This is a genomic window from Methanothermococcus jasoni, from assembly GCF_049075655.1.
GTDB lineage: Archaea > AGJL01 > Methanococci > Methanococcales > Methanococcaceae > Methanofervidicoccus.
The window spans coordinates 999,460-1,016,307 of the sequence record NZ_CP157522.1 but is presented as its reverse complement, the minus strand read 5'-3'; the positions used below and the strand labels follow the sequence as shown (position 1 = coordinate 1,016,307).

The 16,848-nt window shown below is 33.6% G+C and carries 17 protein-coding genes and 1 pseudogene; 13 read left to right on the top strand and 5 right to left on the bottom strand.

Annotation, left to right across the window (positions count from 1 at the left end; genetic code table 11):
• Positions 1-2: 2 nt before the first annotated feature.
• From Mjas_RS05405 to Mjas_RS05395, 3 genes are all read right to left on the bottom strand, one after another.
• Positions 3-491: a DUF2115 domain-containing protein gene (locus Mjas_RS05405; RefSeq protein WP_421077174.1), complete on the bottom strand. Its 489-nt coding sequence runs from the start codon at positions 489-491 to the stop codon at positions 3-5.
• An 11-nt stretch (positions 492-502) separates the two neighbouring features.
• A complete protein-coding gene (locus Mjas_RS05400) occupies positions 503-1,063 on the bottom strand; it encodes a TIGR00267 family protein (protein ID WP_421078578.1) in 561 nt (186 codons plus the stop codon).
• 138 nt (positions 1,064-1,201) lie between these two features.
• On the bottom strand, positions 1,202-2,830 hold the full coding sequence (locus Mjas_RS05395; RefSeq protein WP_421077173.1) for a SulP family inorganic anion transporter: 1,629 nt from the start codon (positions 2,828-2,830) through the stop codon (positions 1,202-1,204).
• A gap of 151 nt (positions 2,831-2,981) precedes the next feature.
• Here Mjas_RS05395 and Mjas_RS05390 point away from each other — a divergent pair, with 151 nt between their 5' ends.
• Together Mjas_RS05390 and Mjas_RS05385 are read left to right on the top strand one after the other, a co-directional pair.
• On the top strand, positions 2,982-3,569 hold the full coding sequence (locus Mjas_RS05390) for a transposase (protein ID WP_421077172.1): 588 nt from the start codon (positions 2,982-2,984) through the stop codon (positions 3,567-3,569).
• 28 nt (positions 3,570-3,597) lie between these two features.
• Positions 3,598-3,837 (top strand): hypothetical protein, encoded by a 240-nt coding sequence (locus Mjas_RS05385; protein ID WP_421077171.1) that lies wholly within the window; start codon positions 3,598-3,600, stop codon positions 3,835-3,837.
• Positions 3,838-4,017: 180 nt separating this feature from the next.
• Here Mjas_RS05385 and Mjas_RS05380 read toward each other — a convergent pair whose 3' ends face one another.
• Together Mjas_RS05380 and Mjas_RS05375 are read right to left on the bottom strand one after the other, a co-directional pair.
• Positions 4,018-4,245, bottom strand: coding sequence for a KEOPS complex subunit Pcc1 (locus tag Mjas_RS05380; RefSeq protein ID WP_421077170.1), 228 nt, complete (start codon positions 4,243-4,245; stop codon positions 4,018-4,020).
• Between the two features lie 4 nt (positions 4,246-4,249).
• Positions 4,250-5,176, bottom strand: coding sequence for a hypothetical protein (locus tag Mjas_RS05375; RefSeq protein WP_421077169.1), 927 nt, complete (start codon positions 5,174-5,176; stop codon positions 4,250-4,252).
• Between the two features lie 192 nt (positions 5,177-5,368).
• Between Mjas_RS05375 and Mjas_RS05370 the strand changes: the two genes are divergently transcribed.
• The 11 genes and pseudogenes from Mjas_RS05370 to trpB all read left to right on the top strand — a co-directional run bounded on the left by Mjas_RS05370 (position 5,369) and on the right by trpB (position 16,834).
• Positions 5,369-6,604, top strand: coding sequence for a methanogenesis marker 15 protein (locus Mjas_RS05370; RefSeq protein ID WP_421077168.1), 1,236 nt, complete (start codon positions 5,369-5,371; stop codon positions 6,602-6,604).
• 132 nt (positions 6,605-6,736) lie between these two features.
• Positions 6,737-8,464: a glutamate--tRNA ligase gene (locus tag Mjas_RS05365; protein ID WP_421077167.1), complete on the top strand. Its 1,728-nt coding sequence runs from the start codon at positions 6,737-6,739 to the stop codon at positions 8,462-8,464.
• A gap of 155 nt (positions 8,465-8,619) precedes the next feature.
• Positions 8,620-9,885 carry a dihydroorotase gene (gene pyrC, locus Mjas_RS05360; protein ID WP_421077166.1) on the top strand — a complete coding sequence of 422 codons (1,266 nt, stop codon included), beginning with the start codon at positions 8,620-8,622 and terminating at the stop codon, positions 9,883-9,885.
• Between the two features lie 73 nt (positions 9,886-9,958).
• Positions 9,959-10,192: pseudogene (locus Mjas_RS05355) on the top strand (DUF2085 domain-containing protein); the annotation flags it as partial.
• Positions 10,182-10,856, top strand: coding sequence for a DUF4013 domain-containing protein (locus Mjas_RS05350; protein ID WP_421077165.1), 675 nt, complete (start codon positions 10,182-10,184; stop codon positions 10,854-10,856). The pseudogene Mjas_RS05355 and the gene Mjas_RS05350, both read left to right, overlap by 11 nt.
• Positions 10,857-11,233: 377 nt before the next feature.
• On the top strand, positions 11,234-11,965 hold the full coding sequence (gene trpC, locus Mjas_RS05345; RefSeq protein WP_421077164.1) for an indole-3-glycerol phosphate synthase TrpC: 732 nt from the start codon (positions 11,234-11,236) through the stop codon (positions 11,963-11,965).
• Positions 11,962-12,990 carry an anthranilate phosphoribosyltransferase gene (trpD, locus tag Mjas_RS05340; RefSeq protein ID WP_421077163.1) on the top strand — a complete coding sequence of 343 codons (1,029 nt, stop codon included), beginning with the start codon at positions 11,962-11,964 and terminating at the stop codon, positions 12,988-12,990. Before trpC ends, trpD begins: the two co-directional genes overlap by 4 nt.
• A gap of 18 nt (positions 12,991-13,008) precedes the next feature.
• Positions 13,009-14,370 (top strand): anthranilate synthase component I, encoded by a 1,362-nt coding sequence (locus Mjas_RS05335; protein ID WP_421077162.1) that lies wholly within the window; start codon positions 13,009-13,011, stop codon positions 14,368-14,370.
• Positions 14,371-14,400: 30 nt separating this feature from the next.
• Positions 14,401-14,988 (top strand): aminodeoxychorismate/anthranilate synthase component II, encoded by a 588-nt coding sequence (locus Mjas_RS05330; RefSeq protein ID WP_421077161.1) that lies wholly within the window; start codon positions 14,401-14,403, stop codon positions 14,986-14,988.
• A 10-nt stretch (positions 14,989-14,998) separates the two neighbouring features.
• The gene (locus Mjas_RS05325) at positions 14,999-15,628 is read left to right on the top strand and encodes a phosphoribosylanthranilate isomerase (RefSeq protein ID WP_421077160.1); all 630 of its coding nucleotides are present in this window, start codon (positions 14,999-15,001) and stop codon (positions 15,626-15,628) included.
• A gap of 36 nt (positions 15,629-15,664) precedes the next feature.
• Positions 15,665-16,834, top strand: coding sequence for a tryptophan synthase subunit beta (gene trpB / locus Mjas_RS05320; protein ID WP_421077159.1), 1,170 nt, complete (start codon positions 15,665-15,667; stop codon positions 16,832-16,834).
• The last annotated feature ends 14 nt before the right edge of the window (positions 16,835-16,848 follow it).

Below are 16,848 nucleotides of genomic sequence, written 5' to 3'. Positions count from 1 at the left end.
TATTAAAGTTCTTCAATTCCTTTACATATACAAAATTCACATAATGAATACTCATTTTCCTGCCTGTTTTTCACTGGACAGTAGTATGTTCCATTTTTTTCAATAATATGCTTCCCCCCAGGAAATCTTATTCCAACAGGGTGAAGCGGTTTTTTAGCAATGAATATTAAATAAGGAACCACAATATATGATAATTTAATAAACGAGTCTTCCCCCTTAATGCCACATTTAAAGCGGTTTATTCTATCGTATAATTTATTTAATATATTTTCATCAATTTCAAAGTCTTCCAATTCATCTTCACTCTTTTTTCGCACTTCATTTAATGTATTTATAAAATACATGATTTGCCCTTTAAGATAAGATTCTTTATAATCCTTCGGCAGATACTGCATATCTTTTTCCAAGAATACTCTTACATTCATTAAATCATGAATGCTAAATTTAGCTGCATCTTCCCTTAGTTTTTTAAGTAATTCTCTGCCTTTCATGTTATCACTTTTTAGAGCATATGTTCAATTGTAAAACTAATTAATGCCACTGCCAATCCTCCCAATACCATTTTAAGCCCAGATATTGCCAAATTCTCCTTAGATATTCTGCCTATGAATACTCCAAGTCCAAATAATATAGCCAATGTAATAATAATTGCAGTGATTATTGCCAAATCCTTCCTCAAAAATAAGAATGGAATTACGGGAATAACTGACCCAAAGGTTGTGGATAGCCCATCCCCCACACCGCTGACTGCTGTTTTATTAAGTGCCTTTTTATAAAATAATGCAGTTTTTAAAGAGCCTTCTTCCCTTAAAAGAACCTTCTCCTGTGATGCTCTCATTCCTTCTAAAATTGCCCTTTCTGCGGTTAATGCTCCAAGTATGTTGGAAATACCATTTGCCACACCACCACCAATCCCTGCGGCAATTATCACAGAAACATCTCCACCACTTGCCCCTATTACTACACCTAGGGACGACAGGGAACCGTCAATAAGTCCCCTTATTATATATCTCATATCAAAGTTTTCCATTTTAAAACACGATATAATGTCTTTTAAGCTCACCATATATCCCCTTTATATTTTACTTTTTTTACTTTTTTACTTTCTTTATTTTTTATTTTTATATACATTTATATTTACCTAACTCTTAATTATTAGTTTCAGTTTTTAAAGTTTATGATGATGTTGTTTCGCATTTGCTTATCCCAGTCTATCATCTGCCACTGGCCATATTATGTTATCTATAACACTTACTTCTACAATATTATCTGCTTTTTTAATTAATTTATAACAATCATCACTTAGATTGAGAAGATGCAGTCTTTTGCCATATTGGGCATATCTTTCAGTAATATTATTAATTGCTTCAATTGCTGAATGGTCACAAACTCGTGATTTTTTAAAATCTATTACAACATCATCAGGGTCATTTCGAAAATCAAATAAATCCTTAAATGATGTTACGGATGCAAAGAAAAGGGGTCCATCAAGCCTATATACTTTTTTATTCCCCCTAGTCTCTTTCTCAGCACGCATCTGTTTCCCATGCTCCCATGCAAATGCAAGAGCCGATAAAATAATTCCAGCAAAAACCGCAGTTGCCAAATCGTAAATTACAGTTATGGCTGACACCAGTATAAGAATAAGGGCGTCTGATTTTGGAATTTGCCGAATAATACGGAAGCTCGACCATTCAAAAGTGCCGATAACCACCATAAACATTACACCAACAAGTGCGGCAAGGGGTATGAGCTCTATAAGGGATGACCCCCATACCACAAATGCAAGCAAAAATATTGCAGCAGCAATCCCTGAAGCTCGTCCTCTACCTCCTGCCCGCACATTAATCATACTCTGACCAATCATGGCACAGCCACCCATGCCTCCAAAGAAACCATTAACCAAGTTTGCTACGCCCTGACCAATGCACTCCTTATTTCCCCTTCCTCGTGTTTCGGTGAGCTCATCTATAAGCCTCATAGTCATAAGGGATTCAATCAAACCCACAGACGCAGCCAGTATTGAATAAGGCAGAATTGTTTTAAAAGTCTCCATTGTGAAAGGAATATTTGGAATGCTAAACGATGGTAGGGTTGCTGCAATAGTTGTTTTTGTCGGGTCTATACTTTTTACAAAATCAAGCACTGTAAGAACTTCATAACCTGACTGATTCAAAAAATATGAAATAATTGTAACTACAACTATCGCCACCAGTGTGGCAGGCACTGCTTTTGTAATCCTTGGAAGGAATTTACTTATAACCATTGTTATTGCAATAAGTGCAAACATAATTAACAGTGTAGGAGTTGGAAGAAGCGTTGCATTAGCTCCTGTGCCAGTATAGAACTGTCCAAGCTGTGACATGAATATAATAATAGCAAGACCATTAACAAAACCAAGCATGACAGGATGAGGAATGAGCCTTACAAACTTTCCAACACGAAACAGTCCTAATAGTATCTGAATTATTCCCATAAGTGCTACTGCTGCAAAAAGATACCCAAGGGCGTAATCCATTCCACCGATTTGCACCTGAGTCATTACCAATGGTGCAAAAATGACTGCCACTGCACCTGTTGCCCCTGAAATCATTCCGGGACGACCCCCCAATACTGCTGCTATTAATCCCATCATAAAAGCTGCATAAAGTCCTATTCTGGGGTCCACCCCTACCACAAAAGAAAATGCTATTGCCTCTGGAACCAGTGCCAAGGCAACAGTTAATCCTGATAAAATATCATTTTTAAGGTTGCTTGACTTAGGTATTACCAAATCTACCAATCTATTTTTCGCCTGTTCAGCTGTATTTATTTGAATTTTTTTAACCATATTTTTCCCATATTTATTGTTTTATTAAAATATTTTACTATATTAATCACCACATATCGAAAATCACATCTTCATTAAAATAGAATAAACAATAGTATGGGTCAAAATATATAACCTATACTAAATATAATATTATAAAAAAGACGATAATATGAAGGCTGAGGAAGTGGTAAATGAGATAATTACATCAGATTTAATTGACCGAATCCCTAAACGAAGAAAGGTAGGGAGAAAAGGATATAATTTAGAGTTGAGGCTTAAACTATTAGTGTATGCCTTTTTAAAAGGCATACATTCAAATAGAGCGTTAGTATTACACTTACAAAATAATCCACAGATTTTAACTGCATTAGGATTTAAATCCTGCCCTGGTAGAAGAACCATCGATAGATGGAAAAAATCCCTAGATGAAGAATTGCATGCAATAATTACTTTATTAGGTGATAAATATATTGAACTAAATAATCCTGAATGGTCAATATACGATAGCACTCCAATAAAAGACGAAACAGATATTGAGGGAAAGATAGGATATAACAGTGTAGGAATGTTTAAAGGCTTTAAATTACATTTAGCAGTAGATAAGTTAGGAATACCATTAAGAGCAGAATTTACCACAGCAAATACTCACGATTGTAAAGTAGCTGATAAATTATTAGTACCTACCAAAAAGTCCTGTGCAGATGCAGGCTATGATTCAAAAGATTTAAAAAAAAGCGATAGAATTATACAAAAATGAACTAATAACAGCACATAATCCACGGAGATTGGGTAGGAAAAATAAAAAGAAACTTCCTTCGGAAGTTTCTAAGATAAGAGTTAAAATAGAGCACACCAATTCAATATTAAAGAACCGATTTATGAATAAGTTTTGGATTAATATCAAAGGTTATATTCGTAAAAAAGTATTCTGTCTCTGTGCAGTAGTTTCTGCACAGGTTTTAGCACTATATAATCTCATTACCAGAGGTTATCCTTATATGAAGGTATTAGAGGTTAGAGTGTAATATGACCCACACTATAGAATAAACAAAAAATAAAATATATTAGACGAATCACTTTGTGATTTCGTTGCTCGCTTGCTATGCAAGCGAAAACAGTATTTCAATATACTATCAATTTCCGTGTTGATTTAGATTTTCAGTTTATTTATTCATTAATTTTTCATTAATTTACTTATTTTTCACTTATTTTTCATTTATTCCAATAATATTCGTCGCCATGTCATAATTGATAAAATAATCGTCAAGTATGTTTTTTAAGGAACCTATTGAATTAGTTTTCACATATAATTTCAAGTTTTTTAAGTCTTTATCATAGGTAGTTTTTATAATTAACCCATCAAATACATCATCAACTTCTAAGCTTTTAAATATATCCTCATTTGCAGGAATTTCCATTTTAAATTTTATCATAATATCACGAATTATTATCATCATCACAATAATTATTACTATTGTTATTTTCTAAATCAAGTCCCCTTTTTCTGAGCTCTACATATATCTCTTCGGGAACCTCAGGACATTTTAACACTTGCATAGCTTTTCCCCTGTCAATTAATCCATATCTCACCATTGCACAAACTCTATTAAATTCAAAGCTAAAACCATGTTTTTTATAAAATTCCCTTAAAGCCGGTGCAAGCACTAAACAGTTTGTGGTATATCCTCCCAAATTCGGGTTCTTCCAAGGGAGCTCCTTCAACATATTACGTCTATCTTCATCGGTTAATTTATAACCTGTGAGCAATCTTACCATAATAATATCATCCTTCAACTTCTTAAATGGTGAAGTTCCAAAGGGGAGCTCGTGCCCAGTGATTATTTTATCAATATTTAGCATTTTTGCCATCTTCCAAACATCTCTCATTACAAGTTCAGAGCATCTTCTACATGGAGATTCTCCCCTTAGTATAGTTTCTTTGAAGAGCTCCGTATAGTCCCTACTTAAAACCATCCAATCAACATTTAGATGTCGAGTGATATTGTAGCAATTTTCAAGGGCATCTTTTGACATATACTTATTATCCACAGTTATACACAAAGGATTTACATTAAAATCTTTCACAAGTAAATATAACGCCACAACGCTATCTTTTCCACCAGAAAATGCCAGTATGCAGTCGTATTTTTTATTTTTCCCTTTTATTTTTTTATTTTGACCATCTTTTAAAATAGTTTCAATTTCTTTTTTCATTTTTTTAAAATCCCTTGGATATTTCATTGAGTAATAACATTCAACACATATATTTTTTCCGTTATATTCGATTATTTTTGATGTTTTACTTGTGTTAAGACACATCTCACATTTTATTTCATTATTGCTAAATTTAATATCGTTTTTCATAATATCCCATGGTTTAAAATATATTAAGATGTAAATTAAGTAGTAATAATAGTAGGCAGTAGTTGTTTTTAACTCAACAAGCAATATATTATAACTAAAATCATAAAATAATTATTTATAAATACCATAACATTAGTTAATAATTATCAAATGATATACTAATTATCATATTTATATTAATTTGGTGATATTATGACGGTAAAAATAGCTGAATTAACATGCGGTCCAGAATACAGTGGAGTTCAGGCTGAAATTGAAAAGGCGGCAAATGATGTTGGCGGGGAAATTGTATTTCCAGAGGTGGATTTAGACTATATTGACAAAGTTGATGAACATTTGGGATTCGAAGTAGCATCTCCAAATTTAAAACTCATGTTTGCAAGAGCAATGTCCATTATCGAGGGAAACACAGATGCAGAGGCAGTTTTTATAGCAACATGTTTTAGGTGTGCTGAGGGAGCTCTGGTTAGAAACGAAGTAAGGAGATTAATTCAGCAACATACTGATTTGCCTGTTGTTATGTATTCATTTACAGAGAGAACAAAGGCATCAGAATTATCAACAAGAATGGAGGCACTCGCCACAATTGTGGAGAGAAAATCACTATTAGGTAGGAAGAAACAGGAAGGTATAAGCTTAGGTCTTGATAGTGGTTCTACAACAACAAAAGCAGTAATAATGCAGGACAACGAAATCATTGGAAAGGGATGGGTATATACAAGAGATGTGATAGAATCAGCACAAAAGGCAATTGATGAGGCATTAAAGGAAGCTGGTTTAAAGATGGAAGATATAGAAACAATCGGAACCACAGGATATGGAAGACATACACTTGGGGAGCATTTCAAAGCAGACCTTATTCAAGAGGAATTAACAGTTAATTCAAAAGGTGCGGCATTTTTAGCTGGAAAGCAGGAAGGAGAGGCTACTGTAATTGATATTGGGGGTATGGATAACAAGGCAATATCCTTAAACAATGCCATACCTGACAACTTTACAATGGGAGGTATCTGTGCAGGTGCAAGTGGTAGGTTCTTTGAAATTACTGCAAGAAGATTGGATGTATCCATACAGGAGCTCGGGGACTTAGCCGCAGAGGGAGATTGGAAGAATGTAATGATGAACAGCTACTGTATTGTATTTGGTATTCAGGATTTAGTCACAGCTCTTGCAGGTGGTGCAGAACCTAAGGATGTGGCGGCGGCGGCAGCTCACTCAGTTGCAGAGCAGATTTATGAACAGCAGTTGCAGGAAGTGGATGTAAGAGACCCAGTAATACTTGTTGGAGGAAGCAGTCTTTTGAAAGGTATGGTGCTTGCATTGGAAGAGATACTTGGTAAAGAAATCATTGTTCCACCGCACTCACAGCACATTGGTGCAGTAGGAGCTGCCTTGTTGTCATCAGGATACAAGTATTTCAAAGAATAAAATAAAATAAGGAAATAATAAAAAATAATAAATAATGTAAATAATGAACAATAATCAATAATAATTTTTTTAATATTTTAAATCCTAATTTTAATAAATCTTTTATTTTTTACAAATTAATCAGGTGAAACATTGAGAGACACTATTTTAAAATATGTTCTTCAAAATTCTATTAGATTCAAGGGAAAAGCAAATCCAAAAGCAGTAATAGGAAAAATATTGGCAGAAAATCCAGATTTAAGAAAGGAAGCAAAAGAAGTTTCCAAAATAGTGGCGGAAATAGCAAAAGAAGTTGAATCAATGCCATTGGAAGAACAAAAAGCAAAGTTAGAAGAAATTGCACCAGAATTTTTAGAGGCAAAAACTACCACAAGGAAAAAGAAAGAGCTCGCATTAAAAAATGTAAAAGACACTGTTGTAATGAGATTTGCACCAAACCCTTCTGGACCCCTTCATCTTGGACATGCAAGAGCGGCAGTTTTAAATGATTACTTTTCAAAAAAATACAATGGAAAATTAATTTTAAGACTTGAAGATACAGACCCAAAAAGAGTTCTTCCAGAAGCTTATGACATGATAAAAGAGGATTTAGAATGGCTTGGAGTAAAAATAGACGATGTTGTCATCCAATCCGATAGAATGGAAATTTACTACGAATACGGAAGAAAATTAATTGAAATGGGATATGCCTATGTTTGTGAGTGCGACCCTGAGGAATTTAGAGAGCTCAGGGCAAATGGAACAGCATGTCAATGTAGAGACTTGGGAGTAGAAAGAAACCTTGAACTTTGGGAGAAGATGTTAAATGGTGAGCTGGAAAATGTGGCAGTTAGATTAAAAACCGACATAGAGCATAAAAACCCGTCAATAAGGGACTTCCCAATATTCAGAATTGAAAAAACACCACACCCAAGAACTGGGGATAAATACTGCGTATATCCATTAATGAACTTCTCTGTTCCAGTTGATGACCATTTACTTGGCATGACCCATGTATTAAGAGGGAAAGACCACATAGTGAATACAGAAAAGCAGAAGTATATATTTGATTACTTTGGATGGGAAATGCCAGAATACATTCACTACGGTATTTTAAAGATTGGACAAAAATCACAAAGTGATTTTTGTAGCTCTTCGCTCGCTTCGCTCACTCCGATAGAAGGACCTGTTTTAAGCACGTCAAAAATGCACGCCGGTATTTTGGAGGGAGAATATAAAGGATGGGATGACCCAAGATTGGGAACCCTTAGAGCTCTAAAAAGAAGAGGCATAAAACCAGAGGCAATATATAAATTGATGACAGAAATAGGTATAAAGCAGGCTGATGTTAAGTTCTCATGGGAAAATCTCTACGCCGCAAATAAGGATATAATAGATAAGGACGCAAGAAGGTTCTTCTTTGTGGAAAATCCAAAGAAGGTTGTAATAGAAGGTGCAGAAAATACAGTTTTAAATTTAAGAGCTCACCCAGATAGGGAAGACTTAGGAACAAGGGAGCTCATATTTGATGGAAATATATATGTCTCAGATGATTTGGAGATTGGAAAAATGTATAGATTGATGGAATTATTCAACATAACTATAGAAAAAATCGAAAACAATACAATATATGCAAAATATCACAGTGATGACTTTAAAATTGCAAGGCAAAATAAGGCAAAAATCATACACTGGATTCCAGTAAATGATGCAGTAAAAACAAAGGTAATCGACACCAACGGAGAAGAGCACATTGGATTTGCAGAAAAGGACTTTAAAATAGTATCTGTTGATGAAATTGTCCAGTTTGAGAGATTTGGATTTGTAAGAGTGGATGAAAAGAAGGATGACGAAGTAATATGCTATTTTGCACATAAGTAAATAATAAATACTCCTTTTTAATATTTACTTTGTTTTATGTTTTTTATGTTTGATTTTAAGTAATTTTAACTTTTTATTTTTATTTACAATATATTTTTATCTTTTGGAATTCATAATATTTTTAATAATAATCCAATAACAATAGCGGTGAAAAAATGCTTCTAAAAAACTGCAAAATAATAAAAAATAACAATATAATCGAAGCAGATATTTTAATCGAAGGGGATGAAATTAAAAAAATAGGTAAAAATATTAACCATGATGGGCGGAAAATCGATTTAAAAGGAAAAATAGTTATGGGGGGAATTATTGACTCCCATGTTCATTTTAGATATGGGCAACCTGAAAAGGAGGATTTCATAAGTGGAAGCGAAGCAGCTATTAACGGCGGTGTAGCTTATGCCATAGACATGCCCAACAGCAACCCACCAACCACCACAACGGAGCTCTTCTATAAAAAATATCATGAAGGGAAAAATCAAAGTAAGATAAATATTGAATTCAACTTTGGAATTACTGAAAATAACTACATGGAAACCATAAAGGATGCAAAATCCTACAAGATTTTTATGGTAAAATCCGTTGGGGACTTATTCATAAGCGAGTATTCAAAATTAAAGGACATTTTAAACCAAAATAAACTATTTACAATACATGCGGAACATAAGGATGTAATTGCTGAAAACTTAAAAAAATATGAGCTCACCAGCTGGACTAACCATTGTAAGATAAGGGACAAAAGAAGCGAAATTGAGGCAGTGAAAGAAGTTTTAAGGAATTTAGAAATAATCGATAAATTAAATGATAAAAAGCCGCATGTCCATTTCTGCCATGTATCCACAAAAGAGGGGCTAAATTTAATCACTGATGCAAAAGTTAAATTTAAAAATGTTAAAATCACTGCGGAAGTTGCACCGCACCATATATTTTTAAATATGGATATGGCTAAGGAATTAAAAGGGATGGGGAAATTTAATCCACCGCTTAGAACAAAAGAAGACAATAAGGCACTTATAAATGGTATAGTAAATAAAGAAATAGATATAATAGCAACAGACCACGCACCACATACTTATGAAGAAAAAAATAATTCCGTGGAGAACTGCCCTTCTGGAATTCCAGGAATTGAAACTCTTGTTCCATTGACGCTTGATTTGGTAAATAAGGGGATAATTAACATATTTGATGCTGTAAGGGTTCTATCGGAAAATCCATCAAAAATATTTAATATTGATAATGAGATAAGGGAAGGAAATAAAGCAAATTTAACGATTGTTGAGTTGGATAGGGAAATTATTATAAGAGGTGAGAACTTTAAATCTAAGGCTAAATTTACACCATTTGAAGGGTGGTGTGTAAGGGGAGCTCCGATATATACTATTATTAATGGAGAAGTGTATGATGCATGTGGAAATGTTTAAATATTACAAATATTAAATATTAAATTTGTAAATATAAATATAGAATTAAGGGGAGGTATTATGAAATTTGACAGTAAAAAAACTAAATGACTTTAAAACACCCAACAAATGGTATTTAATTATGGCATTGATACCTATGGGAATTGATGGAACTACTCAACTGATAGGATTAAGGGAAAGCTTTAATGAATTGCGATTGATTACGGGACTTATTGCAGGTTTTGTCGGAGTGTTTTATATACTTCCTGTGTTTTTGAGTATTGCAGATGAGCTCTTAAAAAAGTTGGAGGGGTACAATGATATCTGAATCATTTAAATATTTGTTCAATGATGAAAATTGGAAAAAGAAACTTGCCATTGGTGGAATAATTGGGGCAATACCAATTCTCAATTTGGCATTATATGGATATATGATAGATATAATAAAACTTGTTTCCGGCGGATTTGAAAACAAATTACCTGAATTTAATATTGTTAATCAGTTTATTGGGGGAATTATTGGGATAGTGATTATCTTAATATATGCCATAATTCCGATTATCATACTGATAATTGGGTATGTATTTTTAGGAGGAGGTTTTTTATTAATCCTTGATGATAGAACAGCCGGACTTGGCGTTATGATGATGTTGATTTTTATATTATTTTTGATTTTTTATATATTATGTCTTATAATATTTGCATTAATCACTCCAATTGCATTATCTCATTATGCCAATACAGGTAAATTATCGTCAATATTTGAATTTAGAACCATATTTGACATATTGAAAAAAACATGGCTTGATATTTTAATATTCAATATTATACTAACTATTGTAGTGGTGATATTGGAGATAATATTATATATTGTGGCATTTATATTTGCCATGACTGTTATATTAATTCCAGTAGCCATTTGGATATTTGGGATGTTATTATATTATATCCACACACAGTATTGGGATACTTCTATGGAAAAATATATTTAAAAGGCACAATAGATTAAATAAATAGATTAACTAGATTAAATAATATTAATTTGACATAAGATATCAAAAAATTATATATACTATAAAATTATATTTTTTAATTATAATTTTCCAATAAGGTGCAAATATGGAATTATCCAACATAAAGAGAACGAAAATCTCGAACATATATAAAATGGATTCTTTTTTTAGCAACCACTCCAATGTTGTTTGGAGATGGTGGTGATTTTTTAAATAGTTGTTAGTGTAAATATTAAATGCTTTTCAAATGTTATCAAATATGTGGTTATTTGCCATAATAGCCCCTATAATTATTAACTTATATATTTAATTTAATGATTATATTAATATAAGCATAACTATTAACTGGTGATATCATGAAGATGGTCAATTCAATAATAAACACAAAAAATAATAGCAAAAATTTACCCAAATCAGAGATTTGTGAATTTCCGCACAAGTGCAGAAATCCAATAATAGCAGAAATAAAAGTCCATTCTCCAAAATATGGCGATATGCTTAAAGGAAGGGATGAAATAGATATTCTTAGAATATATGAAAATGCAGGAGCTGCGGGAATATCCTACATTACCGCTAAAAAATACTTTAACGGGAACTTTGACATGTTCAAAAAAATATGTGCATCAACCGAGCTCCCGGTTTTAAGAAAGGATTTCATCACCACAAAAGATGAGATTGAAAAAACAGCAGAAGCAGAGGGAGGGGCGATATTAATAATAGCGAGAATGTTAAAGGATGAAACAGCCGAATTCGTTGATTATGCCCTTGAACATGGATTGGATACTCTTGTGGAAGTTCATAATAAGGAGGAAATTGACATAGCAAAGGATACAAACACCACAATGATTGGTGTTAATAATAGAGATATTACAAAGTTAGAGCTCGACGATGGAACAGTATCCCTTACGGAACAACTATCCAATTTAATTCCAAAGGATGTAGTATTTGTTAGTGAAAGCGGTATTGGCTCGATAGATGATTTAAGAATAGCTTTAAAGTATGCCGATGCGGCACTTATAGGAACAAGCTTTATGAAGGCAAAAAATATGGAGGAATTTGTTAAATCATTTGTGGAGGCGAAATTATGAACGACTTATTAAATAAAATAGTGGATAGAAAGGATTTAACTTATGAAGAGGCATATAATTTATTCAATAACCTTTTAAATGAAAGTGAAATAAGAATAGGGGCATATCTTGCAGCACTTCAAACTAAGGGCTTTACTTCCGAAGAAATTGCCGGTTTTGCGAAGGCGATGAGAGATAATGCCGTTAAAGTAGATTTAGGAAGTGTTTGTGATACCTGCGGAACAGGAGGGGATGGTTTTTCCACAATAAATGTTTCCACCGCTGTATCTATCGTATTATCATGTTTTAAAAAGGTTGCAAAACACGGAAATGTATCCATTACTTCAAAAAGCGGTTCTGCAAATGTTTTGGAAGCATTGAACATTAAAATTGATTCCACACCAGAGGAAGCTAAAAAAATGATTGATGAAACAAACTTTGTGTTTTTGTTTGCTCCAAAATATCACCCTGCATTGAAAAAAATAATGCCTGTTAGAAAAGAATTGGGGATAAAAACAATATTCAATATATTGGGACCACTTGCAAACCCTGCAAACCCTGATTATCAGATTATGGGAGTAAATTCCCCTGATTTAGTTGAAAAAGTTGGGGATGCATTAAAACTCCTTGGTGTTAAAAGAGCTCTTGTAGTTTATGGAAATGGATTGGATGAATTAAACCCAAATGATTATTCTACAATTTGCGAAATAAACGAAAATAAGGAAAATGAAATATACCAGATACATCCAAGGGATATTGGATTAACCCCTTCAAAACCTATTCCATGCGGAAGCCCTGATGAAAGTGCCAAAAGAATAATCGAGGTTTTCGAGCGAAGCGAAGGAAATCGTAAAAATCCGAAGGATTTTGAGATATTTTCAGGAAAAATTAATGAGAATAGGGGCTTTATACTATTGAATGCTGCTGCGGCCCTTTATGCATCAGATGTGGCATCAGATTATAAGGAAGGTCTCGAAATGGCAAAAAATGCCATTGATGATGGAATTGTATTAAATAAATTGACAAAAATTCAAAATTATAAATAAAAGATAGAATGGGATAGTATGAAGCTATTTAGGCAGAAGTTTGATTATATCGACCCATTGAAACTGTATAATGTTTTAAGAGAGGAAGGGGAATATCCATTTATTTTAGAGTCGAGGGACAAACACCCTTCAAAAGCGAGATATACATATATATCTTCAAATCCAGAGTTTGTTGTAAATATTAAAAATAATACAAAAATAGGCAACAGCACAGTTTCAAAGGAAAGTAATCCATTTAAGGCATTAAAAGAGATATTTGAATCAGAAATAAAAAACAAAAAAGAAATTAGCAATATTGAATTAAACGAGAGATTTACGGGAGGTTTTTTAGGATACTTCGCCTATGATACGATACATAACTATATCGGCGGAGATATTGAGGAAGCTTCTGTATTTGGATATTACAACAATGTTTATGTTTATGACCACATACTAAACAGATATTACTACCTGTCATTAAACAATTCTCTTGAAGAAATGAAAAATGCCGAAAGAGTTATTGAAAAAGCTAAAAAATCCGAAATAGTGGATGAAAAAGGCGGAACAAATATCGTTGGATGCGATGCAAATAAAAACGATTTTATGGAAATGGTGGAAAAAACAAAGGACTATATTTACAGCGGTGATGCCTTCCAAGTTGTAATATCAAGGGAGTATCAATTAAAAAGCGATTATTCAGCATTTAAAATATATCGAAATTTGAGAGAGCTCAACCCAAGTCCTTATATGTTTTTGCTTGAATTTGAAAAGGATGTTGTGGGGGCGTCTCCTGAGACAATGGCATCAGTTGAGAACAGTATTTTAAAAATAAATCCAATTGCGGGAACTACGAAAGTTGGAAAAACCGAGGAAGAAACAAAAGAACTTGCTGAAAAGCTCCTTAATGATGAGAAAGAAAGAGCTGAACACATGATGCTTGTTGATTTGGCAAGAAACGATGTAAGAAAGATATCAAAATCTGGAACTGTTGAATTAACTAGATTCTTTGAGGTAATAAGATACAGTCATGTTCAGCACATAGAAAGTGAGGTAATCGGGGAGTTAAAAGACAGTGCTACAATGTTCGATGCAATAGAGGCATCATTCCCTGCGGGAACATTAACAGGAGCTCCGAAATATAGGGCAATGGAAATAATTGATGAACTGGAAAAATCCAGAAGAAAAATATACGGCGGTGCTGTGGGGTATTTCTCACTGAGTAATCACGCAGATACTGCAATAGCCATAAGAATGGCAGAAATAGACAACGATACCATTAGATTAAGAGCAGGAGCTGGAATAGTTGCGGATTCTGTTCCTGAAAATGAATATATCGAAACCGAGAGAAAAATGGCGGCTGTTATGCGTGCATTAGAGGTGGAACATGATATCGATAAATAATCCAGGTAATTTCCCAACAAAGGTGAAATTATGATTTTAATAATAGACAATAAGGATTCGTTTGTATGGAATTTGGCAGAATATGCTTCCATATATGATAAAATAAAGGTTGTTCCAAACACTATAACTCTTGAAGAGGTTAAAAAAATAAATCCAGATGGGATTATTATATCACCAGGTCCCGGAGCTCCGGACAAAAAAAGAGATATTGAAAACTGTCCAGAAATTATAATGAATATGGATGTTCCAATATTGGGAGTTTGTCTTGGTCATCAAATTATAGCCCATATATTTGGCGGAAAGGTTGATAGAATACCCCCAGTTCATGGAAAGTCTAGTATAATAAAACACGACGGAAAAACCATATTTAAAAATGTTAAAAATCCGTTGGAGGTTGGAAGATACCATTCTCTTGCAGTCCTTGAAGTTCCTGAGGATTTTGAAATTACAGCAACTACCATTGATACGGATGAAGAAATAATTATGGGCATTAGGCATAAAACAAAACCTATTGAAGGGGTTCAATTCCACCCTGAAAGCGTATTGACTGAATGGGAAAATAAAGAGGGATTAAAAATAATAAAAAACTTTGTAGATAGGGTATTGAGCTATAAATAGAGGGAACATTATGTTTATCAAAATATGCGGCATCAAATCAGAAGAAGAATTAAAAATAGTTGAAAGATATGCTAATGCCACAGGAGTTATTGTTAAAAGCGAGTCCAAAAGACAAATACCACTTGAAAAAGCAAAAGAATTAATGGAAATTGCAAATATTCCTGTTTATGCTGTATCCACAGTAAATACTTATGACGACTGGGCGGAGATAATAGAAAAAACTGGAACTAAATATATACAAATCCACTCAAAGATGGATGTTGATGAGATTGTTAAATTGAAAAATAATTATAACATTAATATAATAAAAGCGTTTAAAGTTCCTTCATTAAGTTCAAATCCAGAAAGAGATGCTGAAAATCTAATAAATGAAATAAAAAAATATACTGATGTTTGTAATATACTTCTCGATACTGGAAAAGGTTGCGGAATTACACACGATTTAAGAGTAAGCAAAATAATCGCAAAAAACTTTAACATAATTCTTGCAGGAGGTCTTAATCCTGAGAATGTTAAGGAAATTGTTGAGTATGTGCAACCTTATGGTGTCGATTTATCCAGCGGTGTTGAAAAGAATAATAAAAAAGATGAATTATTAATAAAATCATTTGTTAAAAATTTAAATGAGGCAAATGTATAACAAAATTTAACAAATAATAAAAAATTAGGTGATAAAATGGAATTTAAATTTGGAGAATACGGCGGTCAATATGTTCCTGAGGTGCTTATGCCATCATTAAAGGAGCTCGAAAAAGCATATAAAGAATATAAAGATGACCCTGAGTTCAAGGAGGAGCTCGACTACTACCTAAAAAAATACGCAGGTAGGGAGACTCCATTATACTTCGCTGAAAACCTTACAAAGAAGATGGGTGGAGCAAAAATATATTTGAAGAGAGAAGATTTACTTTTAGGCGGAGCTCACAAAATAAACAACAGTTTAGGTCAGGCACTCCTTGCTAAAAAAATGGGTAAAACAAGAATTATTGCTGAAACTGGTGCAGGAGAGCATGGTTTATCCACTGCAATGGTTGGGGCATTGTTCAATATGAAGGCAAAAATCTACATGGGAGCAATAGATGTAGAAAGGCAGAAGTTAAATGTTTATAAGATGAAACTGCACGGTGCAGAAGTTCATCCTGTTGAATCTGGTTCAAAAACATTAAAGGATGCCATAAACGAAGCACTTAGGGACTGGGTGGAAACATTCGAATACACCCACTATTTAATAGGTTCTGTTGTTGGTCCATACCCATATCCTTCAATGGTTAGGGATTTCCAGTCAGTAATAGGTAGAGAGGCAAAACAGCAGATATTGGAAGCAGAAGGGCGACTTCCTGACTGTATTGTTGCCTGCGTAGGTGGAGGTAGTAATTCAATAGGTATATTCAATGAATTCAAAAATGACAAAGAAGTTCAACTTGTTGGTGTTGAGGCTGCTGGTGAAGGTCTTGATACAGAAAGACATGCGGCTTCGTTGTTGAAAGGTAGAAAGGGAATATTACATGGTATGTTCTCATACTTCTTACAGGATGAAGACGGGCAGATAAAAGAAACATACAGCGTATCCGCTGGACTGGATTACCCCGGTGTAGGTCCTGAGCATGCATATTTGAAGGACATAGGAAGGGTGCAGTATGCAGGAATTACAGATGAAGAGGCATTAAATGCGTTCTTAGAATTGTCCAGAACAGAGGGAATCATACCTGCTCTTGAATCATCTCATGCAGTAGCTCAGGGTATGAAAATGGCAAAGGAAATGGATAAAGATGAAATTATAATAGTAAATCTCTCAGGAAGGGGAGATAAAGATTTAGGAACTGTTATGAAATATATTAAATTCTAAGATTTGATTGAGAT